At 50.5% G+C, this 21,376-nt stretch carries 22 protein-coding genes and 2 tRNA genes; 13 read left to right on the top strand and 11 right to left on the bottom strand.

All coding sequences use genetic code 11. The features are described from left to right. Window positions 1–80: 80 nt before the first annotated feature. On the bottom strand, window positions 81–1,688 hold the full coding sequence (gene nadB / locus LZ463_RS07590; protein ID WP_241455011.1) for an L-aspartate oxidase: 1,608 nt from the start codon (window positions 1,686–1,688) through the stop codon (window positions 81–83). Between the two features lie 510 nt (window positions 1,689–2,198). On the opposite strand from nadB, the gene LZ463_RS07585 reads away from it, so the two are divergent. The 13 genes from LZ463_RS07585 to LZ463_RS07530 all read left to right on the top strand — a co-directional run bounded on the left by LZ463_RS07585 (window position 2,199) and on the right by LZ463_RS07530 (window position 12,887). Continuing rightward, the gene (locus tag LZ463_RS07585) at window positions 2,199–2,471 is read left to right on the top strand and encodes an HU family DNA-binding protein (protein WP_162040973.1); all 273 of its coding nucleotides are present in this window, start codon (window positions 2,199–2,201) and stop codon (window positions 2,469–2,471) included. A gap of 50 nt (window positions 2,472–2,521) precedes the next feature. Then, a tRNA-Val gene (locus LZ463_RS07580) sits at window positions 2,522–2,597 on the top strand. A 34-nt stretch (window positions 2,598–2,631) separates the two neighbouring features. After that, window positions 2,632–2,708 (top strand) — tRNA-Asp (locus LZ463_RS07575). Window positions 2,709–2,937: 229 nt separating this feature from the next. After that, complete coding sequence (locus tag LZ463_RS07570; RefSeq protein WP_241455010.1) at window positions 2,938–4,857, top strand: SurA N-terminal domain-containing protein; 1,920 nt, start codon at window positions 2,938–2,940, stop codon at window positions 4,855–4,857. A 193-nt stretch (window positions 4,858–5,050) separates the two neighbouring features. Beyond that, entirely contained in the window at window positions 5,051–6,490 is a 1,440-nt protein-coding gene (gene ccoN / locus LZ463_RS07565; RefSeq protein WP_241455009.1) for a cytochrome-c oxidase, cbb3-type subunit I, read from the top strand. Between the two features lie 37 nt (window positions 6,491–6,527). Continuing rightward, entirely contained in the window at window positions 6,528–7,145 is a 618-nt protein-coding gene (ccoO, locus tag LZ463_RS07560) for a cytochrome-c oxidase, cbb3-type subunit II (RefSeq protein WP_241455008.1), read from the top strand. Window positions 7,146–7,150: 5 nt separating this feature from the next. Continuing rightward, window positions 7,151–7,336 carry a cbb3-type cytochrome oxidase subunit 3 gene (locus tag LZ463_RS29040; RefSeq protein ID WP_347176249.1) on the top strand — a complete coding sequence of 62 codons (186 nt, stop codon included), beginning with the start codon at window positions 7,151–7,153 and terminating at the stop codon, window positions 7,334–7,336. A gap of 2 nt (window positions 7,337–7,338) precedes the next feature. Then, window positions 7,339–8,343, top strand: a complete 1,005-nt coding sequence (ccoP, locus tag LZ463_RS07555) for a cytochrome-c oxidase, cbb3-type subunit III (protein ID WP_241455007.1) — start codon at window positions 7,339–7,341, stop codon at window positions 8,341–8,343. 50 nt (window positions 8,344–8,393) lie between these two features. Beyond that, window positions 8,394–9,824 carry a cytochrome c oxidase accessory protein CcoG gene (ccoG, locus tag LZ463_RS07550; protein ID WP_241455006.1) on the top strand — a complete coding sequence of 477 codons (1,431 nt, stop codon included), beginning with the start codon at window positions 8,394–8,396 and terminating at the stop codon, window positions 9,822–9,824. Between the two features lie 9 nt (window positions 9,825–9,833). Next, on the top strand, window positions 9,834–10,379 hold the full coding sequence (locus LZ463_RS07545) for a FixH family protein (RefSeq protein ID WP_241455005.1): 546 nt from the start codon (window positions 9,834–9,836) through the stop codon (window positions 10,377–10,379). A 57-nt stretch (window positions 10,380–10,436) separates the two neighbouring features. Further along, entirely contained in the window at window positions 10,437–10,694 is a 258-nt protein-coding gene (locus LZ463_RS07540; protein ID WP_241455004.1) for a hypothetical protein, read from the top strand. Between the two features lie 17 nt (window positions 10,695–10,711). After that, the gene (gene hemN, locus LZ463_RS07535) at window positions 10,712–12,121 is read left to right on the top strand and encodes an oxygen-independent coproporphyrinogen III oxidase (RefSeq protein ID WP_241455160.1); all 1,410 of its coding nucleotides are present in this window, start codon (window positions 10,712–10,714) and stop codon (window positions 12,119–12,121) included. Window position 12,122: 1 nt separating this feature from the next. Next, window positions 12,123–12,887, top strand: coding sequence for a sulfite exporter TauE/SafE family protein (locus LZ463_RS07530; protein WP_241455003.1), 765 nt, complete (start codon window positions 12,123–12,125; stop codon window positions 12,885–12,887). Between the two features lie 50 nt (window positions 12,888–12,937). Here LZ463_RS07530 and LZ463_RS07525 read toward each other — a convergent pair whose 3' ends face one another. From LZ463_RS07525 to LZ463_RS29030, 10 genes are all read right to left on the bottom strand, one after another. After that, window positions 12,938–13,261 (bottom strand): flagellar basal body rod C-terminal domain-containing protein, encoded by a 324-nt coding sequence (locus LZ463_RS07525; protein WP_241455002.1) that lies wholly within the window; start codon window positions 13,259–13,261, stop codon window positions 12,938–12,940. A 119-nt stretch (window positions 13,262–13,380) separates the two neighbouring features. Then, on the bottom strand, window positions 13,381–15,309 hold the full coding sequence (locus LZ463_RS07520; protein ID WP_241455001.1) for an MASE3 domain-containing protein: 1,929 nt from the start codon (window positions 15,307–15,309) through the stop codon (window positions 13,381–13,383). A 124-nt stretch (window positions 15,310–15,433) separates the two neighbouring features. Further along, window positions 15,434–16,273: a universal stress protein gene (locus tag LZ463_RS07515; protein WP_241455000.1), complete on the bottom strand. Its 840-nt coding sequence runs from the start codon at window positions 16,271–16,273 to the stop codon at window positions 15,434–15,436. 104 nt (window positions 16,274–16,377) lie between these two features. After that, entirely contained in the window at window positions 16,378–17,265 is an 888-nt protein-coding gene (locus LZ463_RS07510; RefSeq protein ID WP_241454999.1) for a helix-turn-helix domain-containing protein, read from the bottom strand. 27 nt (window positions 17,266–17,292) lie between these two features. Beyond that, on the bottom strand, window positions 17,293–17,676 hold the full coding sequence (locus LZ463_RS07505) for a response regulator (protein WP_241454998.1): 384 nt from the start codon (window positions 17,674–17,676) through the stop codon (window positions 17,293–17,295). 244 nt (window positions 17,677–17,920) lie between these two features. After that, a complete protein-coding gene (locus LZ463_RS07500) occupies window positions 17,921–18,562 on the bottom strand; it encodes a response regulator (RefSeq protein ID WP_241454997.1) in 642 nt (213 codons plus the stop codon). 100 nt (window positions 18,563–18,662) lie between these two features. Next, window positions 18,663–19,118, bottom strand: a complete 456-nt coding sequence (locus LZ463_RS07495) for a universal stress protein (protein ID WP_241454996.1) — start codon at window positions 19,116–19,118, stop codon at window positions 18,663–18,665. A gap of 102 nt (window positions 19,119–19,220) precedes the next feature. Then, the gene (locus LZ463_RS07490) at window positions 19,221–20,093 is read right to left on the bottom strand and encodes a dienelactone hydrolase family protein (protein WP_241454995.1); all 873 of its coding nucleotides are present in this window, start codon (window positions 20,091–20,093) and stop codon (window positions 19,221–19,223) included. A gap of 2 nt (window positions 20,094–20,095) precedes the next feature. Next, window positions 20,096–20,569: a DNA glycosylase AlkZ-like family protein gene (locus LZ463_RS29035; protein WP_277623976.1), complete on the bottom strand. Its 474-nt coding sequence runs from the start codon at window positions 20,567–20,569 to the stop codon at window positions 20,096–20,098. Beyond that, on the bottom strand, window positions 20,563–21,321 hold the full coding sequence (locus tag LZ463_RS29030; RefSeq protein WP_277623975.1) for a winged helix-turn-helix domain-containing protein: 759 nt from the start codon (window positions 21,319–21,321) through the stop codon (window positions 20,563–20,565). Before LZ463_RS29030 ends, LZ463_RS29035 begins: the two co-directional genes overlap by 7 nt. Window positions 21,322–21,376 lie beyond the last annotated feature (55 nt).

Here is a 21,376-nt window from a genome sequence, read left to right as displayed (position 1 = left end):
GGTGAGCCAAGGAGGTGATGATACCCCCTTGGTTTTGCAAGATGGCAGCGCTGTTATTGCGACGGTTGTGATTGTTGTGATTATTTCTTGCGCTTTGGTGACAGGACTGTTGGCAAGGCTTTGGGCAAGGTATCTGGATAGTCGCGGCTGAAATGCAGGCCGCGGCTTTCACGGCGTGACAGGGCGCTATTGACGATCAGGGAGGCAACTTCAACCAGGTTGCGCAATTCCAGCAGATTATTTGAGATGCGGAAGTTAGCGTAGTACTCGTCAATTTCTTCTTTCAACAGCCGAATGCGGTGCTTGGCCCTTTCCAGGCGCTTGGTGGTGCGGACGATGCCGACATAATTCCACATGAAGCGGCGCAACTCATCCCAGTTATTGGCAATCACGACTTCTTCATCCGCGTCGGAGACGCGGCTTTCATCCCAGTCAGGCAGGGCGATCACGCTGGAGCGCTCCTGCGATTCTATGTGTTTGGCAGCAGCACGGCCAATCACCAGGCATTCCAGCAACGAGTTGCTGGCCAGACGATTGGCGCCGTGCAGGCCGGTGTAAGCTGTTTCGCCGACTGCATAAAGACCGGGCAGGTCGGTCCGGCCATCCGTATCAGTAACGATGCCGCCGCAGGTGAAATGCACTGCCGGTACGACGGGTATGGCCTGCTTGGTGATGTCTATGCCCAGTTCCAGGCAGCGGGCATAAATGGTGGGGAAGTGTTCTTTCAGGAACTCTGGCGGCTGATGACTGATATCGAGCTCAACAAAATCGAGGCCGCGTTTTTTCATTTCAAAGTCTATCGCCCGGGCGACGACGTCGCGCGGCGCCAGTTCCATGCGTTCGTCATGATTGCTCATGAAGCGTTTGCCCGCTGAGGCACCTGCTTCTGCGGGCAACTTCAATATGCCGCCCTCACCACGTACTGCCTCAGTGATCAAAAAGGATTTTGCATAGGGGTGGTAGAGGCAGGTCGGGTGGAACTGGATAAATTCCATATTGCCGATCCTGCAGCCGGCACGCCAGGCCATGGCGATGCCATCGCCGGTCGCCGTATCAGGATTGGTGGTGTACAGGTAGACCTTGCCAGCACCGCCAGTCGCCATCACAGTATGCTGGGCCGCAAAAGTATGGACCTTGCCGGTTTTGACGTCTTGTACATACAAGCCCAGGCAATGTGGCGTGGGGGAGTTGTCACCGAGTTTGGCCGACGTGATCACATCGATTGCATAATGATGTTCGAACAGGCTGATATTGGGATGATTGCGTACTTTCTGTTCCAGTGTGACCTGCACGGCATGTCCGGTGGCGTCTGCCGCATGGATGATGCGGCGCTGACTGTGACCGCCTTCCCTGGTCAGGTGAAAACCAAGCTCGGCTTCGTTGTCACGTGTGAATGGCACACCTTGTTCTATCAACCAGTCTATCGCTTCGCGGCCATGTTCGATGATGTAACGGGTTGCGCCTTCATCACACAGACCGCCGCCGGCGATCAGGGTGTCAGATATGTGTTGTTCATGGCTGTCGTGCGAATCAAGCACGGCGGCAATGCCGCCTTGCGCCCAGTTGCTGGCACCGTCCAGTAATTCACGCTTGGAAATAATTGCGACTTTGCGTGTTTGCGCAAGATGCAAAGCGACAGATAAGCCAGCCAAGCCGCTACCTACAATTGCTACGTCAAAATTCTTCATTATGTGGTGATGGTTGATTTGTGACCATGTAATATCAGCGGCACCCGCTGAACCTTGTAAAAATGTGCTTCGGTGCGCCTAATTTACCTTATTCGTGAAAAACTATCCTGCTTGAAGTCAATCTTTATCACAGTATGCCAGAGACCGGGATTCGGTGTGCTCATTGCAGAGCGGTATGGGTAAGTGTCTGATTGGCCGGGAATCTTAATTCATTTGTGCAGAACCGCCTGCATCGCTGATTTCTGTGCCCCGGCAGCATTCGTATATACAAATGCCCGTCAGCATTTTGCCCCGAGATAGCGTAAATCAAGAGGGAAAGCAAATAAGGAAATCAGATTTATGACTGATTTTTTTAAGAATCGACAGAAAGCGCGCAAACCGCTTGACACAAGGCTTTGCGGCTTGCTCTAATACCGGATGCAGATTTCCTGCTTGCCGTGATAGATGCACGACCAATAAAATAATCGAATACATCATCGCGAAATTCAAATTTTTGTGAGGGGGCTATAAGTGAATAAGACTGAGTTGATCGATCATATTGCGAAAACAGCGGATATTTCCAAAGCGGCTTCGTCGCGTGCGCTGGATGCAGTGATCGGCGCTGTAAAAACCACATTGAAGAAAAATGGCACCGTAACACTGGTTGGTTTTGGTACTTTCTCTGTTGCCAAACGTGCTGCCCGTGCTGGTCGTAATCCCAAGACTGGCGAGCCTATCAAGATCAAATCTGCCAAGGTACCTAAATTTAAACCTGGCAAAGCATTGAAAGATGCGGTAAACTAATGCACTTTCGTGGCGCGGGACATGCGCCACAGTGTCTGCTTGTATGTGTGGGGCGCTTAGCTCAGTTGGTAGAGCGGAGCCCTTACAAGGCTTAGGTCGGGAGTTCGAGCCTCTCAGCGCCCACCAGTATCAGACATAGAAAAGCTTGGGTAGTAAATAAGGAGTGGTAGTTCAGTTGGTTAGAATACCGGCCTGTCACGCCGGGGGTCGCGGGTTCGAGCCCCGTCCGCTCCGCCAGAAAATCGAAAAGGCGAACGAAAGTTCGCCTTTTTTCGTATTCGTCAAATTGTTTTTATGATACTTGGAACCTGTTTGCGATCTGTAGCGAGCGGGCGTCAGCGAGGAGAAGAGCAGCGCAAAAAGCGGAATGTACTTGAGTGCATGAGCATTTTGAGCAGCCATGAACCCCGATCACGCTCGCGCAGCAGGATCGTCAACAAGTTCTTAGCCACGTGATTGGTTGAACATGTTTGAATTTATTCGTACCCATCAGCGCTTGATGCAAATTTTGCTAGCTGTGCTTATCCTGCCTTCCTTTGTTTTGTTTGGCAATACTGATGCTTTGCGCAATATTGGTAAAGAAGCTGGCATTGCCACTGTAAATGGCGCACCCATCAGCCAGGCAGAGTTTGACCTGGCATTGCGTGATCAGCTTGACCGCATGCGTCAGGCTTACGGGCCGCAATTTGATGCCAAGATGCTCAATACTCCAGAGGAAAGACAGAACATTCTGGATGGTTTGATTGCGCGCAAGACAATGGCGGTAGATATCGAGCGTAAAAAACTGCTGATTTCCGACGCGACAATCCGCGACTATATTTCCAGTCTGCCAGGTCTGGTCAAGGCCGATGGTCATTTCGATAATGAACAATATACACGCCTTTTGTCCATGCAAGGGATGACGCCTGCCATGTTTGAGCAAAGGCAACGTCAGGATATGGTATTGCAGCAACTGCTGGGCCCGGTTCGCGATGGCGCTTTTGTGCCAAAAACCGTTGCTGACCGTTTCTCTGCAATCAATGAGCAGGAACGCGAGGTGCAGATGCTGATGCTCAAATCCGACGATTTCGCATCACGTGTCAAAGTGACGGATGAGATGCTCAAGGCTTACTACGAAAAAAATGCAGCACAATTTGAGATCCCTGAGCAGATCAATGCCGAGTACGTGGTGTTCAGTGCCGATACCCTGGCAGCACAGCAAACTGCATCTGATGCAGAGGTTCAGGACTTTTATAAAAATAACCAGAAGCTCTATACCATCAAGGAAGAGCAGCGTCGCGCCAGCCATATCCTGATTGCAGTCGCCAAAGGTAGTAGCGCAGCTGACAAGGCCAAGGCCAAAGCAAAAGCTGAAGGTATCCTGGCTCAGGCCCGCAAAAATCCTGAAGACTTTGGCAAACTTGCCGCTGCCAATTCTGATGACCCAGGTTCCAAGGAAAAAAATGGTGATCTCGATTTCTTTGATCGTGAACGCATGGTGCCAGAATTTTCGAAAGTGGCATTTAGCCTGAAGCAGGGTGACATCAGTGACCTGGTTGAAACCGAGTTTGGTTTTCACATCATTACTGTGACTGGTATCAAACCAGGCAGCGTCAAACCCCTTGATGAAGTGAAGACTCAGGTTGCTGAAGAAATCAAGAAGCAGAAAGCAGCCAAGGTCTATGCCGATTCGCTGGAAGCCTTTACCAATATGCTGGAAGACCAGGGTGACAGCCTGAAACCTGTAGCTGACAAGTTCAAACTGAAGATAGAAACTGCCACTGGCCTCACCCGGCTTGGCAAGCCAGTTGCTGCGGCAAATGGTGTTGATAATCCCAAGTTCCTGAAAGCGATTTTTGCTGATGGCGTGGTAAAGAAAAAGCACAATACGGAAGCTGTTGAAGTTGCTCCCAAGGTCATGCTTGCCGGTCATGTTGTTGAATACAAGGCTGCCTCCAGGCGTCCATTCGACGAAGTGAAGGCAGCCATCCAGGCACAGGTTACTTTGACGGAAGCAGCGGCGCTGGCAGAAAAAGAAGGTATCGCTAAACTGGCTGCACTGAAAGCTGCAGATTCGACAGCAGGCTTTACTGAAGCTAAGATGGTTTCTCGCCTGAAAAACCAGGATATTCCTACTGCTGCCCTGGTGGATCTGATGCGTGCTGATGTGCAGAAGCTGCCGGCGTTCGTTGGTACCAGCCTGGGCAAGGGCGGTTATGTTATCTTCAGAGTAGGCAAGGTTGTGGCTGGCACGCCAGATAAAGAACGCCGTGCTTCTGAAGCACAGCAACTGGCGAATATGCAGTCTTCGCAAAACCTGTATGCCTATCTCGAGTTGTTAAAACAAAGATCCAAGGTTACAGTCAACAAGGCGGCTGTCACAGCACCCGTTACTGCGACACCGTAACATCTTCACCCTGGCTTGAAAAAAAGACATCCCTGGCGATGTCTTTTTTTTTGTTCACCATAAAGTCCCCGAGCCTGTATGTGTGGCATGACAGTTGTAATTGTCTTTGAATCCGGCAACATTTGATGTGAATCAATGTAGCCAATAGTGTGGTTGTTATGCTTGCTGTGTACTTTTACAACAGAGTGAGATCATGACAATAACTAAAGAAAACACATACAACTACCGGGTTGTACGGCAATTTTCTGTCATGGCAGTGGTTTGGGGAATAGTCGGCATGCTAGTAGGCGTGGTGATTGCGACCCAGCTTGCCTGGCCGGAATTCCTGGGAGGGATACCCTGGCTCAGCTATGGCCGCCTGCGTCCCTTGCACACCAATGCCGTGATCTTTGCTTTTGGCGGCTGTGCGCTGATGGCAACTTCCTATTATGTGGTACAGCGAACTTCCAATGTGCGGCTGTTTTCTGATGGCCTTGCCGAGTTCACGTTCTGGGGCTGGCAACTGGTCATTGTTGCAGCTGCCATTTCCCTGCCCATGGGTTACACCCAGGGTAAGGAGTACGCTGAACTGGAATGGCCTATCGATTTGCTTATCGCTGTGGTCTGGGTTGCCTATGCAGTGGTCTTTTTTGGTACGCTCGTGAAGCGCAAGGTCGAGCATATCTACGTGGCCAACTGGTTCTATGGTGCTTTCATCATCGCAGTGGCTGTTCTGCATATCGTCAACAGTGCAGCGATTCCTGTGTCGTTCATGAAGTCCTACTCCGCCTATGCGGGTGTGCAAGATGCAATGGTGCAATGGTGGTATGGACACAATGCTGTTGGTTTCTTCCTGACAGCCGGTTTTCTGGGGATGATGTATTACTTCATTCCCAAGCAAATCGAGCGTCCCGTCTACTCTTATCGTTTATCGATAGTCCACTTCTGGGCATTGATTTTTACTTATATGTGGGCAGGTCCGCATCACCTGCATTACACCGCCTTGCCTGACTGGGCGCAATCAATAGGTATGCTGTTTTCGCTGATTTTGCTGGCGCCTTCGTGGGGTGGCATGGTCAACGGTATCATGACCTTGTCTGGTGCCTGGAGCAAACTGCGTTCTGACCCGATCCTGCGCTTCCTGATTGTCTCGCTGTCTTTCTACGGCATGTCGACTTTCGAAGGACCGATGATGGCGATCAAGACTGTTAATGCCTTGTCCCACTATACGGATTGGACCGTTGGTCACGTTCATTCTGGTGCTTTGGGCTGGGTTGGGTTCATTACTATCGGCAGCTTGTATTACCTGATCCCACGTCTGTTTGGCCAGACTCAAATGTATAGCAAACGCTTGATAGAAGTGCATTTCTGGGTGGCGACCATTGGCGTAGTTCTGTATATCGCTGCAATGTGGATAGCGGGTGTGATGCAAGGTCTGATGTGGCGCGCCGTGAATCCGGATGGCACTCTGACATACTCCTTCGTTGAAACAGTCAAGGCAACTTATCCTTACTACGTGATCCGTCTTGGTGGTGGCTTGTTGTACTTGAGCGGCATGCTGGTGATGGCCTACAACGTCGCAAAAACTGTCATGGCGGCTCGGCCCGTCAACAACACGATCCCGGCATTGCCTGCAACTGCTGCACATGCATAGATCAGAGAAATAGCAAAGAAATCAAAGGAGAAATTTGATGCGTAATTTTACTCATGATCTGATTGAGCGAAATGTGGGGCTGCTGCTGGTACTGGTGATACTGACCATCAGTTTTGGCGGCCTGGTTGAAATCGTCCCACTGTTTTTTCAGAAATCCACAACAGAGGCGGTACAGGGCATGAAGCCATATAGCGCTCTGCAACTTGCCGGGCGTGACATTTATTTGCGTGAAGGTTGCTACGGTTGTCACTCGCAAATGATACGTCCCTTCCGTGCTGAGACTGAACGTTACGGTCACTATTCCGTGGCAGGTGAGTCTGTTTATGATCATCCCTTCCAATGGGGTAGCAAACGCACGGGTCCCGATCTGGCGCGCGTTGGCGGACGTTACAGTGACACTTGGCACAAGGATCACCTGAATGATCCACGCTCTGTGGTAGTTGAGTCCAATATGCCAGCTTATCCCTGGCTGGCCAAAACACCGCTGGAACCCAATAGCATTACACCGAAAATGCAGGCAATGAAAACCTTGGGCGTTCCTTACACTGAAGCTGACATCAAGGCAGGTCCTGCCGACTTGGTGAACAAGACTGAACTCGATGCTGTGATTGCATACCTGCAGGTCTTGGGTACGGCGATCAAGAACAAGAACTAGGATGGATGGCCGTCAAGCCGGCCATCATTTCGGGAGGGAAGAAAATGAACTTCACAATAATCAGTAGTGTAGTGACCGTAATCAGCCTGTTTGTTTTTCTTGGCATTCTTTACTGGGCATTCAGTTCAGGAAACAAGGAAAGATTTGAAAAGCTGGCACGCTTGCCAATTGAAAATGAGAATGGAAAATAGTCATGGCAGACTTTTTTAGTGAATGGTGGGGCACGGCGATTGCCGTCATCGTCGCTTTGTCCCTGGTGGCATGTACGCTGCTTTTATGGTCACAGTCAAAGGTAAAAGTAAAGGTCGGCAGCGATGGCAAACCTTTGCCTGCTGAAACGACGGGGCATGTCTGGGACGGTGATTTGATGGAGCAAAACAATCCTTTGCCAAAGTGGTGGATGTGGCTGTTTTACCTGACTATCGTATATAGCGTTGGTTATCTTGTCGTGTACCCTGGATTTGGCAATTTCAAGGGGACATTTGGCTGGAGTCAGACTGGCGAATATGAAAAAGAAATGAAGGACGGCGAGGCGCAGTACGGTCCTATCTTCAATAAATATTTGGCGATGGATATCAAGGCTGTGGCAAAAGATCCGCAAGCGAGGGAGATAGGTCAACGCCTGTTTTTGAATACCTGTGCTCAATGCCATGGTTCTGATGCGCAGGGTGGCAAGGGATATCCTAACCTGACAGATAGTGACTGGCTGTATGGTGGTGATCCTCAAACCATCCTGACGACCATCCGCGAAGGACGTCATGGTCAGATGCCATCAATGGCAGCAGCATTGGGTACAGACGATGACGTCAGGAATGTCGCCAACTATGTATTGAGCCTGTCCAACTCTGCGCATGACCCGATCAAGGCGGCTCTGGGTAAACCCAAGTTTGCCGCCTGTGCAGCCTGTCACGGTTTTGAAGGCAAAGGTAACCAGGCGCTGGGTGCGCCGAACCTGACTGACAAGGTCTGGCTGTATGGCGGTGGTATTGATACGGTGATGGAGACCATTAACAAGGGTCGTAATAACCAGATGCCTGCACACAAAACGATTCTGTCTGAAGGCAAAATACACTTGTTGGCAGCTTATGTATGGGGATTGTCGAATAACCCTGCAACGGCGGCAATCAGTGAGGCAGAGACGGTTGCGGTCAAGGCAATAGCCGAGACGGCATCTGCAACAGCAATACCTGAAAAATAAGTGTTAACGCGTGGAGGTGCTGCTCTGGTGGCACTTCCTCAGGCATTTGTATGGAAAATCGAATCACAATGAAGCACATACCCATTATTCCAGTTCCAATAGAAGAAACTGAGCTGGCCTTGTTTGAAGAGCGCCGGAAGATTTATCCGCGTAGCCAGAAAGGCTGGTTTTCTTCTTGGCGCTGGGTTTTGGTATTTTTTACGCAAGCTTTATTTTACGGCACAGCCTGGCTGAACTGGAATGACAGACAGGCTGTGTTGTTTGACTTGGTAGCGCGCAAGTTTTATATCTTTGGCATGGTCCTGTGGCCACAGGATTTTATCTATCTGGCGGTTTTGCTGGTTATTTCTGCGCTGAGCCTGTTTTTGTTTACTGCGATTGCGGGACGTCTGTTCTGTGGCTATGCCTGCCCACAAACGGTATATACCGAGATATTTTTATGGATAGAGCACAAGATTGAGGGCGAGCGCAATGCACGTATCAAACTTGATAGCTCACCTTTGACACCACGTAAATTTTCACTGAAGTTTGTCAAGCACTTCCTCTGGATTACGCTGGCATTGTGGACGGGTTTCACGTTTGTCGGATACTTCACGCCTGTCCGTGACCTGGCTGTGGAAGTTGGAAATTTTACGCTCGGTCCATGGGAAAGCTTTTGGCTGCTGTTCTATGCTTTTGCCACCTATGGCAATGCCGGGTGGATGCGCGAGCAGGTCTGTAAGTACATGTGCCCTTATGCTCGTTTCCAGAGCGCCATGTTTGACAAGGACACTCTGATCGTTACCTACGATACAGCACGTGGTGAACCGCGTGGTTCAAGAAACAAAAAAGCTGATTATAAGGCGGAGGGCCTGGGAGCCTGCGTGGACTGTGGTATTTGCGTCCAGGTTTGCCCGACAGGTATCGATATCCGCAATGGCTTGCAATATGAGTGTATAGCCTGTGGTGCCTGCATAGATGGTTGTGATCAGGTCATGGATAAGATGGGGTATCAACGTGGTTTGATACGTTATACCACTGAACATGCATTGAAGCGCAATCTTGATGACAAGGCCATGTGGAAGCGTGTGTTTCGTACCCGTACCCTGATTTATGGTGGCTTGCTGGGCCTGATTATCTTGCTTGCCGCGGTATCTCTGGCACTGCATATGCCCTTGAAGGTCGACGTGATTCGCGATCGTGGCATGCCCAGGATCACCGAGTCGGGAGATATAGAGAATGTCTACCGCTTGCAAATCATGAACACTCAGGAATCGCCACGCCGTTATCATGTGGAAGTCAAGGGTGCTGCCGGAGCCAGTATCGTCACCAATGGTAATCTGGAAATCGGTTCTGCGACTACCAAAGCTTTCCCGGTAAGAGTGAGGGTGCCCGCCAAAGTGCTCGACGGTGGTTCCAACCGCATACGATTTGTTGTCACGGATCTTGATGCGCCCGATATAAGCGTGACTGAAAAAGCAGTATTTATTGTTCCGCGATAGGAGAAGAGAATGGAAGCCAGTTTGATGCCACCCAAATCCAGGCGCGACACCTGGTACAAGGAGCCCTGGTTGCTGCTGGTTGCCGGTGGTCCCGCCATTGTTGTCTGTGCGAGCATTTATACGGGTTATGTCGCCATGCGCGGTGCTGATAAAGTAGTGGCGGAAGACTACTATAAACAGGGCTTAATGATCAACAAGGACATACAGCGTGACGCCAGGGCGCGGCAGTTGCGGCTAGGTGCTGTGATCAGTGCAGACTTTGCCAATGGTAAAATGAAGTTGGAACTGAGCGGACAGGGCGATTTGCCTGACAGTATTCAACTGAGTCTCGCCAATGCTGTTGCAGGCGGCAATTCCGTCAGCGAGGTCATCCGGCGTTTGCCAATGAAGCGGGTTTCACCTGGACATTATGAAGGCGACCTGAAAATGATGACTAATCTGCCTGTTGACACAGTAAAATTGTTTCATATCAAACTTGAAACCAGTGACTGGCGACTGACTGGTGACTGGTTTGATCCAGAACAAAAGGCAATACAACTGAATGCAGCAAAATGAGGGCATCCCTGAAAACTTGCTGATTTGAGGCTGGATTATCACTAGAGGGGACAGAATTTGGAACATGACACTCACACAGCACCCAAGCCACAGCTGCGCTCCATGTTGATGATCGTCTTGTGGCCTGCATTTTTGATGGCGTGTGCAGCGACGGGTTTGTTCTTCAGCTTGGTTGATCCCATGGAATTGATCATCCTGGACCACCGTTTGCAGATGCATGAGATGGGTGTGTATACAGTCGGTTTCTTCGCCTTCTGGATGTTGGGAATACTGTCTAGTGGTTTGACGGCTTTGCTTGTGCAGAAAGCACATTAGAAAAGACCACCATGAAAATGCATGAACCACTGATATTTCCGGCATTGGAGATAGAGGAAAACCTGATAAGACGTTTTGACAGCCTGGGGCCGCGTTATACATCTTATCCTACTGCAGACAGGTTCACCGAGCAGTTCTCTGCGAACTCTTATGTCCGTTATTTGCAGGAGCGCAGCAGGCTTGCCAGCAAGCCCCCCCTGTCGCTCTATATCCATATCCCGTTCTGTGCTTCGCTTTGCTATTACTGTGCATGCAACAAGGTGATCACCAAGGATCACGGGCGTTCGGCAAAATACCTGGAATACCTGGCGAAAGAGCTGGTTCTTGTCAGCGGACATCTGCAACAGCGGGAAGTCTTAAGTCAATTGCATCTGGGCGGCGGTACACCCACTTTTCTCAGCCATGACGAACTGCGCCACTTGATGCAGATGCTGCATCAGCATTTTGATTTTGCTGATGATGCCGAGATTTCCATAGAAATTGATCCGCGTACCGTATCCACTGCGACTTTGCAGTTGCTTGCAGAGCTGGGTTTCAATCGCACCAGTCTTGGTGTGCAGGACTTCAATCCCGAAGTGCAAAAAGCCGTGCATCGCATTCAGCCTTTCGAGATGGTGGCGCAGACAGTCAGTGATAGTCGTGCCTGTGGTTTTCAATCGATCAATTTCGATTTGATCTATGGCTTGCCAAAACAGGATCTGGATAGTTTTTCCAGGACCCTGGACCAGGTCATCGCATTGTCGCCGGCCCGCATTGCACTGTACAACTACGCGCATTTACCAACACGCTTCAAGCCGCAGAGACGTATTGCCGAAGCGGACCTGCCTTCAGCCGAGCAGCGCCTGCAAATCTTCCTGATGTCGATAAGGCGTTTGCTGGCAGAGGGGTACGTGTATATCGGCCTCGACCATTTTGCCAAGCCGGACGACAGCCTGGCACTGGCAACGCTGGACGGCAGCCTGCACAGGAATTTCCAGGGATACACAACCAGGTCTGATTGTGACCTGATCGGCCTGGGCCTGTCTGCGATAGGCAAGATTGGCGCTTCTTATGTGCAGAATCTGCGCACGCTGGACGACTATTATGCTTGTCTTGACCAGGGTAATTTGCCGGTGGAAAAGGGTTTTGACCTTGATGCTGATGATATCCTGAGGCGTCAGATCATCATGAGCCTGATGTGCAGTAATACCTTGAATTTTCAATTCCTTGAAATGAAATATGGCATAGTATTTCGCGAATATTTTGCTGATGAACTTGCCCGCCTGGCCGACTATGCACAGGCGGGCCTGCTTGTCATTGACGAGCACAGTATCAGCGTACCGCCGAAGGGGCGCTTGTTCGTACGGGCGCTTGCCATGGTTTTTGATCGCTACTTGTCTCGCCTGTCTTTGCTGCAGCCTGGGGCCAAGTATTCCAAGCTGATTTGATATGCTCAGCATGCCCCTGATATTTGCTGTCACGACTGCCGGTGCTATCGGCGGTGTGCATTGTGTTGGCATGTGCGGCGGTATTTCCTCACTCTTCACTCGCCTGGGACAGCAAAGCCAGGCTTCGCGATCAGGAGGACGGGTTATTCCCATTGCTGTCGCAGCAAGGGAGCAAGGGACGGCAGTGCTGTCGCGCTATCAGTTCATGTTACATGGTGGCCGAATTTTCAGCTATATGATAGCCGGTGCAGTATTTGGCGCGTTTGGGGCTGCCGGCATGTTGTTCAAACCTTATTTACCGGTACAGCAAATCCTGTTTTTCATTGGTAATATGATGCTTTTGCTACTGGCATTGCGCATTTTGGGCTGGCTGCCCAGTTTGCCTGGTCTGCAGATTCTATGGGCACGATGGTATGAAATATGGAGTGCCAAATTTCCATTGCTGCAGCATGCTGGCAGACACCCCTTTTTACTTGGAATGGGATGGGGCTGTCTGCCTTGTGGTTTGTTGTATGGTGTTGCACCATTTGCCTTGTTGTCAGGGGATGCCTGGTCCGGGGCTGTGCTCATGCTGATGTTTGGCTTGTCTGCCTTGCCCCACTTATTGATCAGTCAGGTGGTTTTGCAAAAGGTGCGCCATACAGGGGGCATGCAGGTTGTCCGTTATGCAGGGGGGACTGTTTTGCTAGGACTGGGCATATTTGGCCTGTGGTTTGCAGATATGAAAAACATGCCGGATTTTTTGTGTGTGGTAGCCAGGTCCTGACACTCCGCAGGCTGCAAAAACACGTCTGGGCTGATGTGCAGGCGCTGACTTCAAGCCTTGATATTAATCAGCGTGCCCAACAACTCATCCGCAGTTTTGATGATTTTGGCGGATAGGTCAAAACCGGTCTTGAATTGTATGGACTGAACTATTTCCGAAGTCAGATCTGTACCGCTTTGTTCTTGTAATGCCAGGCTGATACCTTCTCTGCTGATGCTGACAGTTGACCCGCCAGCTGGTTGTTCCTGAAAACTGACCTGTTGTGGTACAAAACCTGCAGTATTGGCATTGGCCACATTATGCGCCGTGCTGTCGAGGGCGCTCATATAGGCCTTTAACCCCGACAGGCCACTATTGAGAGCAGATACAGACATGGGTAACCCTGGAAGACAGATGAATTAATGCTAGCTTATACCGGAATCAGCGACTTTGCAGCAGTTGCTGTCTGCGGGATATCTTGTTTAACATTGTGCTTGTCTATCAACCATGATTCTTAATTCAAAGGTAATTGAATTTCAAGCCGTGTGCCTTCACCTGGCTCACTGATGACCTGGAATTCACCCTGCATGGCTTTGACGCGTTCGCGCATGCCAACCAGGCCGAACGAACGGGTCTTGCCCATATCTTCCGCATCTATGCCTTTGCCATTATCAATAATGCTAAAGTGCAGTGTAGTGGAGTTACGCTCAAAAATGATTTGCACTTCGGTGGCGTCTGCGTGCCTGACGACATTGGTCAAGGACTCCTGGACTATACGGAAAATCGCGGTACTGCGTGCGTCATCCAGCGTCAATTGCTCTTCGCTTGCCCTGAGTTCGCAGTCTATGCCATGACGACTGCTGAAATCTTTCTGCAGGGTTTGCAGGGCAAAATACAGACCTCCTTCGTCAAGTGCGCGCGGTCTCAGATCGGTCGCGATGCGCCTGAGTGTGGTGATGGCCGTCAATATCAACTGGTCCATGCTGTTCAGGGTCTGCTGGGTCTTGCTGGCCAGAATACTATCCCTCTGCAGCAAGGACATGTCCATGCGCAGGGCCGCCAGTAGCTGCCCAAGATCGTCATGCAATTCACGGGAGATGTGCTTGCGTTCTTCTTCGCGTATGCTTTGCAGGGTGGATGACAACTGTGTCAGCTCTTCATGATAGATGGCCATTTTTTCGCGAGCGACCTTGCGTTCTGTAATGTCGCGGAAAATGACAGTGTAATAGCGCTTGCCACTTTCGATCTGACTGGAAATGGATGCCTCGATAGGGAATTCAGTTCCGTCTGCCTTCACACCAGTGACATAGAAGTCTTCAAAATCACCCCCCATCCTTCTGCGTGTTGCCCCGGTTTCGCCAAAATGCCTGACATGCTCTCCGTGTACCTTGCGATGCCGGTCGGGTAAAACAGTGTTGAGCGAGTTCCCGAGCAAATCCTCAACGCTATAGCCAAACATGGTCGCTGCGGAAGGATTGACCAGTATCATGGTCTGGCTTTCATCAATGGTAATGACGCCATCGATGGCTGTATCTATCATGCGGCCCAGGCGCTCTCTTTCCAGACTTAATTCTTCCAGCGACAGTGCCAGGTTATTGCTGGTTTCAGCCAGAGTGGCATAAGGGGTCTGGATATTGACTGCTACCATACCGCGGTAAATGGAGACGGCGGCAAACAGCTGGAACACATGACCGATGACAACGAAGATGTCATTACCGTTTTCATAGATGGCAAAATACACTTCAGAAAGTGCGAACAAAATGGTTGCCAGAAACAAAGGTGCGCGCTCAAGATGCAGGCGCTGGATGTCTTCTTTCTGGCCCGTAGCTGCAGGTTCCTGTTTGTTGAGCAGATAGGCCGTGAACAGATTGATGGCGACCAGACCTGCTTCACAGGCTACCTTGAATGAGGTTTGACCAGCACCGGCAACAAAAGTCACTGGTAAAAAGTCAGGGAAGGTGAACACCAGCAGGGTCCAGCCTACTGTGGCAAGCAAACCTGCAAGCAGTACAAAGAGTGCTTGCACCTGACTGACTTCAGAGTCTTCCGGTGACAGCGCCAGTCCCAATAATGTTGTGGCAATAAAAGAGCGCGACAGGAGCCAGAATGACAGTGACTTGTGCATATCCTGCGCATCCGGGAAGCCCGGCATTCCCTGGAAACTGATGGCATGCATGAACCCCAGTATGGCCGCACACAAAAAAGCGACCGCCAGGATGACGCTGCTCTTTTTTCTTGCGCCGCCAAAGGCATTCCAGCAAACAATGAACACAGAGGTGAAGATCACGATGGTGATGGTTTCCAGCGTGGTATGGACGGGCAGGGGGGCAGGTATCTTGATATCGGACAGCCTGGCGTGCCCTGCCCACAAGATAATCGACAACAGGCCAAGCAGGCCAGCTATCCAGCGGGCACGTAAAAGTCTGGGGTAATCAGTCGCCATATTGTCTGTACATAAGTGCTGGGGGGCAAAGCCGTATTTTAAAACGCATTAAGTTAACATGAAACGAAAATGACACGCCTGATAGAGGCGTGTCATTTGTCGGGGCCGAAGAGTTTGCCAGGAATTAATGTGACATCAATACCGGTACGGTCATGCTTTGCAAGATGGTGCGGGTGACTCCACCCATGATCATTTCGCGGAAACGTGAATGACCATAGCCGCCCATGACCAGCATATCGCTGTCCACATCATGTGCCAGTGAAAGCAATGCATTGCCGATATCTGTCGATGTCTTGTGGACGCCAACTTCGACCTTGATACCATGCCTGGCCAGGTATAAGGCTATATCGCCGCCAGGTTGCTCGCCGTGTGCATCCGGGACTGCCTTTGGGTTGAAAATTGCCACATGGACCAGGTCGGCCTTGCGCAGCAAGGGGATAGCGTCGGTAATTGCACGTGTTGATTCGCGGCTGGCATCCCAGGCGATTAACGGGCGTTTACCGACTGTCGTAAAGTCACCAACATAAGGGATGAGCAGTACGGGGCGACCTGAATTCATGATCAGGTATTCAGGGAAGTCAGGCAAGACGGAAGGGGAAGGTTCATCGCGGTTGGTTTGGCCTATCACCACCAGATCGCTATATCTTGCCTGCAAACCTATGCCACCACCAGCCTCATCATTGGCTATCATGGCTTCATAGGAGTTGACGCCAAGCCTCTGGGCTTGTTGCCTGAAACTGTCTATGGCTTTTTCTGCGCGCTCACGCAAGAAGTTCAGGTGTATGGTCAGGTTGGGATCATTGGCACTGATATTCCCGTCCTGGTAGATGAAGCGTGAAACCCCGGTGACGGCTGTGCCAAGCAAATGGGCTTCGTCACTCTTGGCTATTTCTGCTGCGACCTGCACGCGAAAACTGGATCGCTCTGATTCATCGACGTGAACCAATATGGTTTTGTATGGCATGTTGTTCTCCTTGATTTAACATCGTGGAATAAACCAAACAGGGATTTTGTGCTTTTATTTTTGGGTATTTTAACAAAAGTACAAAATGGCTATATAAGATTACACTAATTTAAGGCAACCGATATATCCTGTCCCCATTGTGGCAATAAACTCTTGCCTACCAACGCTGATACTTTTTCGCTGACTTTCATACGGGCCTTGGCAGGTGGCAGTCGACGTAGGGTTTTCAGGGCTGGGATATCGTTCAGCGCAATCTGACGTTGATCAACGCTGATCAAGCCTATTTCATTGAATGCCGACAGGGTACGGCTGACAGTTTCCAGGGTCAAACCCAGATAGCTGCCAATTTCATGCCGTGTCATGCGCAGGTTGAATGTTTTTCCTGAATAACCCAGCAGACTGAAGCGTTCACCCAGATTGGTCAGAAAGCGGGCGACCTTGGCTTCCGCACTCAGGGCGCTCAACATGCCTATCATGGATTGTTCACGCACCAGCTCACGACTCAAGACGCTGAGCATGGCTTGTTCAAGCTCTGCATAAATACGGCCCAAGGCTGAAAATGTCTTATATGGCAGCAGGATGATGTCGCAATCAGACAAAGCCACTGCTTCAGAAGCATGATGCTGGTTGTGTATGCCATCTATGCCGAGCAAGTCGCCTTTCATGGGGAAACTCAGCACCTGTTCATTGCCGTACTCATCAATCAGCACAGTTTTCAGGAAGCCTGAATTCACAATGTACAGTGTTTCGAAGTCCTGGCCGATGGTGTGAACCCTCTGACCTGCTTTGAAGCGCACGTGCTGGAACAACACTTCTTCTTCAGCAGATGCAGCCGGAGCGGGAATATGCAACAGGTCGCAGACTTCGCGCAGATTTGACCACAAATTGCCATGGCAACGCCATCCTGCCTCGCCGGATATGACTGGAAATGCGCTCTTGGTGGCGACGGAAGACTGGCTTGTTGTGCTGGTGTTGAACACGGCTGTAGTCATGGTGATCCCCTTAAAAGGTAAGCGACATTAATTGATTTGATGTTTGGAATTTGGTTGCTGCCAGCGCAGCAGGTAGTCTTGTAGTAATGCAAAATCAGTTGATTTATCCAGAAAACCGTCAGCACCGGCGCGCAGCGCGTGTAGGCGGTTGGCGTCACTTGCATGGTTGGTCAGTACTACAACTTTGATGTCGGGTCTGCTCTGCTTGATATCTCTCAACAATTGCAAGCCGTTACCATCGGCAAGCTGGATGTCGAGTATCAAGGCATCTGCGTCATTGTGAAGCAATGCAGAGTAGGCACTGCTGATGTCGCTTGCCACCCCCAATACATGCATACCCTCAACTTCTTCCACGAATCGGATCAGGCGATTCTGGATCAGGACTGAATCTTCAACGATATAAAGGTTCATGATAAATCTTGACGTGTATGTGTTTGCTCAGGCTCTATTATCGTGAGCTTGAGCCTTGATTTAAATCAGGGGATGCTGATTCGGTTTGTCAGATTTACGAGCCGCCTTGTAGGAATTTTCTTAGCGTCTCTGCATAGCCAGACCTGGCCATTGACGCTTCTTCAGGCGCTAATAACTGGCCTGGCTGCATGGGAAGTAGGAGGGGGCAGTATTGTTGCCCAGGTCGGGGGACTTCTGGAAATGGTCAGGCTTGCGGTTGCAACAAGTGATGTGCGACAGCATATTGCACGAGATCGGAAAGGGTATTCATGTTCATTTTTTGCATGATCCTAGTCTTGTGTGTGCTCACAGTCTTCACACTCAAATGCAAGATGTCACCAATTTCTGTGATGGTTTTGCCCTTGACGAGGTGTGTGAATACTTCAAACTCGCGATCAGATAAGCTGTTGTGAGGCATGCTGTCATCGGCAGGCATTGCGTTCATCGCCAACTGTTCGGCGACTTCTATACTTATATAAGGTCTGCCTGAAGCGACCTTACGTAAGGCGGTGACGAGTTGTGTGCCTGCGCTTTCTTTGGTGAGGTAACCGCGTGCGCCAGCACGTATGGCGCGCACTGCATACTGCTCTTCCTCATGCATGGTCAGTATCAGGATGGGGAGTTTTGGAAATTCATCCTTGATCTGGCGGATCAGATCCACACCGCTGCGACCTGGCATGGATAAATCCATCAGCAAGACGTCAAATTCTGTCTTGCGTACTTTGTCCAGAGTGTCAAAGCCATCCACTGCTTCAGCAACAACCTGTATGTCTTCTATCCCGTCAAGTATGCGTTTCAAACCTTCGCGCATGATGGTATGGTCGTCGGCGATCAGAATGCGGGTCATGGTGTAGCTACTGTAGTCAAGTCAATAGAATCTCCCGCACACATGTTGTGCGCAGGCAAGAATTTCCCTTATTGTACTGTAGCCTGCTGCTCAGAGCATCTCAGTGATGCTTGATTCTGTGTACTAATACAGGAATTTGGCATAATGATAACACTTTGGTGGTAACGCTGCCGAGCAGGAATTGTCCAAGACCGCTGCGGCCATGGGAACCCATAAAGATCAGGTCACAGCCGTATTCCTGCGCTGTATGTACGATTTCCTTGGCGGTTGAGTCATTGAACTGTATGACTTCCTGATAGGTAAGTCCGGCAGCAGCAGCAGCTTCGCGTACTGGTCGCAGGTAGCTGTCTGCCAGTGTCTGCATGGCTATCTTGTACTCTTCCTCGGTGGGACCATTTGGTGGCAGGATGTCGACATAGACGGGGTATTGATAATTGCCGCCAACAAACACTGCAACAACCTCAGCCTTCAATTGCTGGGCAAACTCCAGCCCGGCCTCTACACAGGCATGAGACAATTCAGAACCGTCTGTGGGTAACAGAATCCGACTATACATGATGCACCTCTTTGCTGGTAAATAAATCAAATGAGTAGCGAACTGCAAGCCTGAAGCCAGATTGTCACATTGGCTTTGATTTCAAACAAGTATAGTGCGTATTCATTGTTTGCCTAGATGGTGCGCAAAAAAATCCAACATTTCCCTATAGGCAATTTCTTTTGCTTCAGGGTTGCTGCCTGTGGTCACACCAGATCCGGGATGCACGCCATTTGGTACATCGAGTCGTTTTTTCACAGGCAGATTGGGTGCATCAAAATCATGATAGCTATTGGCAAATACAGTCAGCTTCATTGCCCCTGGTTCCAGTTTTTTTTCAAGATCGATGCAGGGCTGTGCAGGTGTCCAGTCATCATCGGCGCCTGTCAATATCAATAACGGCGTACTCAGTTGATAAGCAGGTCTGGCGCGCAGGGAGGGCTGGCAGCCGGGGTAAAAAACCACCGCAGCCCTGGGGTATATCGCGTTGGGGATGGTGGTTGTATGCGCGGTGTTGAGAGCACTCAGAGTGGTTGATCCACCATTGGACCAGCCCAGCAAACCTATGTTTTGTGTACCGGTCTGTCTGATCAGCCATTGTATGGCTGCCTGTACGTCAAGACGGCGATTGTCGGTAGTGATGTCGCGTGTTTTATAATTGGTGGTGCAAATGCTGTTGACGCCGCGCGGGCGAAAACTGTCAGGCATGAGGACGTTGTAACCATTGTCCTGTAACAACTGCGCCATGTTTTCGTGACGGGCATTAAGCTCTTGTTCGTGGCCTTTGCGTGTACTGTAGAGGCCACCACAACCATGCAGTGCGATGATACTGCCCCTGGCAGGATTTTTTGCCTTGAGCCACAAGGCATCAAGCATGATAGGCGCACCATTTTGCATGTCAAGGCTGGTAAACTGAACTTTTTCGGCTGGCTCATTCGCCAGGCTTGCAGTACAAAAAAATAGGCTCAGCAAGGCCAGAGCAGGAAGATTGCGCATGATTAAATTTCTGACGAAAGCAGTTTTGAAAATTGCGCCGAACTTGTCTGTTGCAACTGAATGTCCGCGCATTCATGCCAGAGCGCAAAGTCCCGCAAGGTCTTGCCGAGGTCACTGGCCAGTGACTGCGAGATCTGCACGCCATCTTCCAGGTGCAGTGACTTGATTTCAAACAGGCCCTGCTTGCGATGCGCCTTGGCATCCATGCGGCCTATCAGCGCACCTTTGCGCAGGATGGGCAGGGTGAAGTAACCGTAACGTCGTTTTGGCGCCGGTGTGTAGCATTCGAGCTTGTAATCGAAGTTGAATAATTCTATGGCACGCTTCCGGTCCCAGACCACGGGGTCAAATGGTGACAAGATGCGTGTTGCCGTCGCTTTCAATTGCTGATCCGCGGCCTGTTGCAGCAATGGCAGGCGGTCTGGGTGAACGTAAAAAAGCTGGTCAGACTTGTCCACTGTTACAGGGATCAGCAAACCTTCCTTGACCAATTGTGCAGGTTGATTCCTTGATCAAATTTGGCCATGCGAAAATAATCAGCTATCCAGTTCGCCTTGCAGATGCCAAGGGCGCGCACTGACTGCAATATCTGCATGCGCTGACTAGTCAATTGTGATTTCAGGTGCTTTTTATCATTCCATGCGGGATGGACGCGCTCACGCAAATCATAAATGCGCTGGAAATTATGGCGCCTGGCCACCATCAACTCACCAGTGGTGAACAGGACTTCAAGCGAGCGTTTTTCCGGCTTCCATTCCCACCAACCGCCGCTTTTGCCATCAGTGCGTTCAAAGTCAGCAGAGCGGCTGGCGCCATGTGCGTGGATATGCTGGCGGATTTTCTCAACCTGTCCGGCATTGTCTTTCAGCCATTTGTGATTGTATTTCCAGCCCAGCCCTTGTGGCGATACCATCTGGTGGCGGTACAGGCCATAGTCCTCTATCGGTAAAAAGCAGGCTTCGTGTGACCAGTACTCAAATAAGTGACCTTCTTCCAGCAATTCATTGAGCCAGGCATGTTCGTAGTGGCCCAGCCGACTCCACAAGACCAGGTAAGGGCTACGTGCAACGACATTGATGGTGTCTATCTGCAGGGCGGCCATATTGCGTATGCAGGCCAGCACATCCTGTTTGCTGGATTTGCGTGGCGGCGCCTGCAGCACGCCCTGAGCCGCCAGATGCAGCGCCCGGGCGGAACTGAGTTTAAGATGGAAATCAGTTTCGCTCATGAGTTGGCTGCTCGCGTGAATGAGAAAGTGATGCGGGCGAGGCTGCCCTCAAGAG

The organism is Undibacterium paludis (assembly GCF_022568815.1).
Classification (GTDB): Bacteria; Pseudomonadota; Gammaproteobacteria; order Burkholderiales; family Burkholderiaceae_D; genus Undibacterium.
The sequence above is the reverse complement of the archived record's forward strand: the minus strand, read 5'-3'. Positions and strand labels throughout refer to the sequence as shown.

Excerpts from the sequence above, each read along its gene's own strand:
- nadB (WP_241455011.1), bottom strand. The coding sequence starts at position 1,688 with ATGAAGAATTTTGACGTAGCAATTGTAGGTAGCGGCTTGGCTGGCTTA.
- LZ463_RS07570 (WP_241455010.1), top strand. The coding sequence starts at position 2,938 with ATGTTTGAATTTATTCGTACCCATCAGCGCTTGATGCAAATTTTGCTA.
- ccoN (WP_241455009.1), top strand. The coding sequence starts at position 5,051 with ATGACAATAACTAAAGAAAACACATACAACTACCGGGTTGTACGGCAA.
- ccoO (WP_241455008.1), top strand. The coding sequence starts at position 6,528 with ATGCGTAATTTTACTCATGATCTGATTGAGCGAAATGTGGGGCTGCTG.
- LZ463_RS29040 (WP_347176249.1), top strand. The coding sequence starts at position 7,151 with ATGGCCGTCAAGCCGGCCATCATTTCGGGAGGGAAGAAAATGAACTTC.
- ccoP (WP_241455007.1), top strand. The coding sequence starts at position 7,339 with ATGGCAGACTTTTTTAGTGAATGGTGGGGCACGGCGATTGCCGTCATC.
- ccoG (WP_241455006.1), top strand. The coding sequence starts at position 8,394 with ATGGAAAATCGAATCACAATGAAGCACATACCCATTATTCCAGTTCCA.
- LZ463_RS07545 (WP_241455005.1), top strand. The coding sequence starts at position 9,834 with ATGGAAGCCAGTTTGATGCCACCCAAATCCAGGCGCGACACCTGGTAC.
- hemN (WP_241455160.1), top strand. The coding sequence starts at position 10,712 with ATGCATGAACCACTGATATTTCCGGCATTGGAGATAGAGGAAAACCTG.
- LZ463_RS07530 (WP_241455003.1), top strand. The coding sequence starts at position 12,123 with ATGCTCAGCATGCCCCTGATATTTGCTGTCACGACTGCCGGTGCTATC.
- LZ463_RS07525 (WP_241455002.1), bottom strand. The coding sequence starts at position 13,261 with ATGTCTGTATCTGCTCTCAATAGTGGCCTGTCGGGGTTAAAGGCCTAT.
- LZ463_RS07520 (WP_241455001.1), bottom strand. The coding sequence starts at position 15,309 with ATGGCGACTGATTACCCCAGACTTTTACGTGCCCGCTGGATAGCTGGC.
- LZ463_RS07515 (WP_241455000.1), bottom strand. The coding sequence starts at position 16,273 with ATGCCATACAAAACCATATTGGTTCACGTCGATGAATCAGAGCGATCC.
- LZ463_RS07510 (WP_241454999.1), bottom strand. The coding sequence starts at position 17,265 with ATGACTACAGCCGTGTTCAACACCAGCACAACAAGCCAGTCTTCCGTC.
- LZ463_RS07505 (WP_241454998.1), bottom strand. The coding sequence starts at position 17,676 with ATGAACCTTTATATCGTTGAAGATTCAGTCCTGATCCAGAATCGCCTG.
- LZ463_RS07500 (WP_241454997.1), bottom strand. The coding sequence starts at position 18,562 with ATGACCCGCATTCTGATCGCCGACGACCATACCATCATGCGCGAAGGT.
- LZ463_RS07495 (WP_241454996.1), bottom strand. The coding sequence starts at position 19,118 with ATGTATAGTCGGATTCTGTTACCCACAGACGGTTCTGAATTGTCTCAT.
- LZ463_RS07490 (WP_241454995.1), bottom strand. The coding sequence starts at position 20,093 with ATGCGCAATCTTCCTGCTCTGGCCTTGCTGAGCCTATTTTTTTGTACT.
- LZ463_RS29030 (WP_277623975.1), bottom strand. The coding sequence starts at position 21,321 with ATGAGCGAAACTGATTTCCATCTTAAACTCAGTTCCGCCCGGGCGCTG.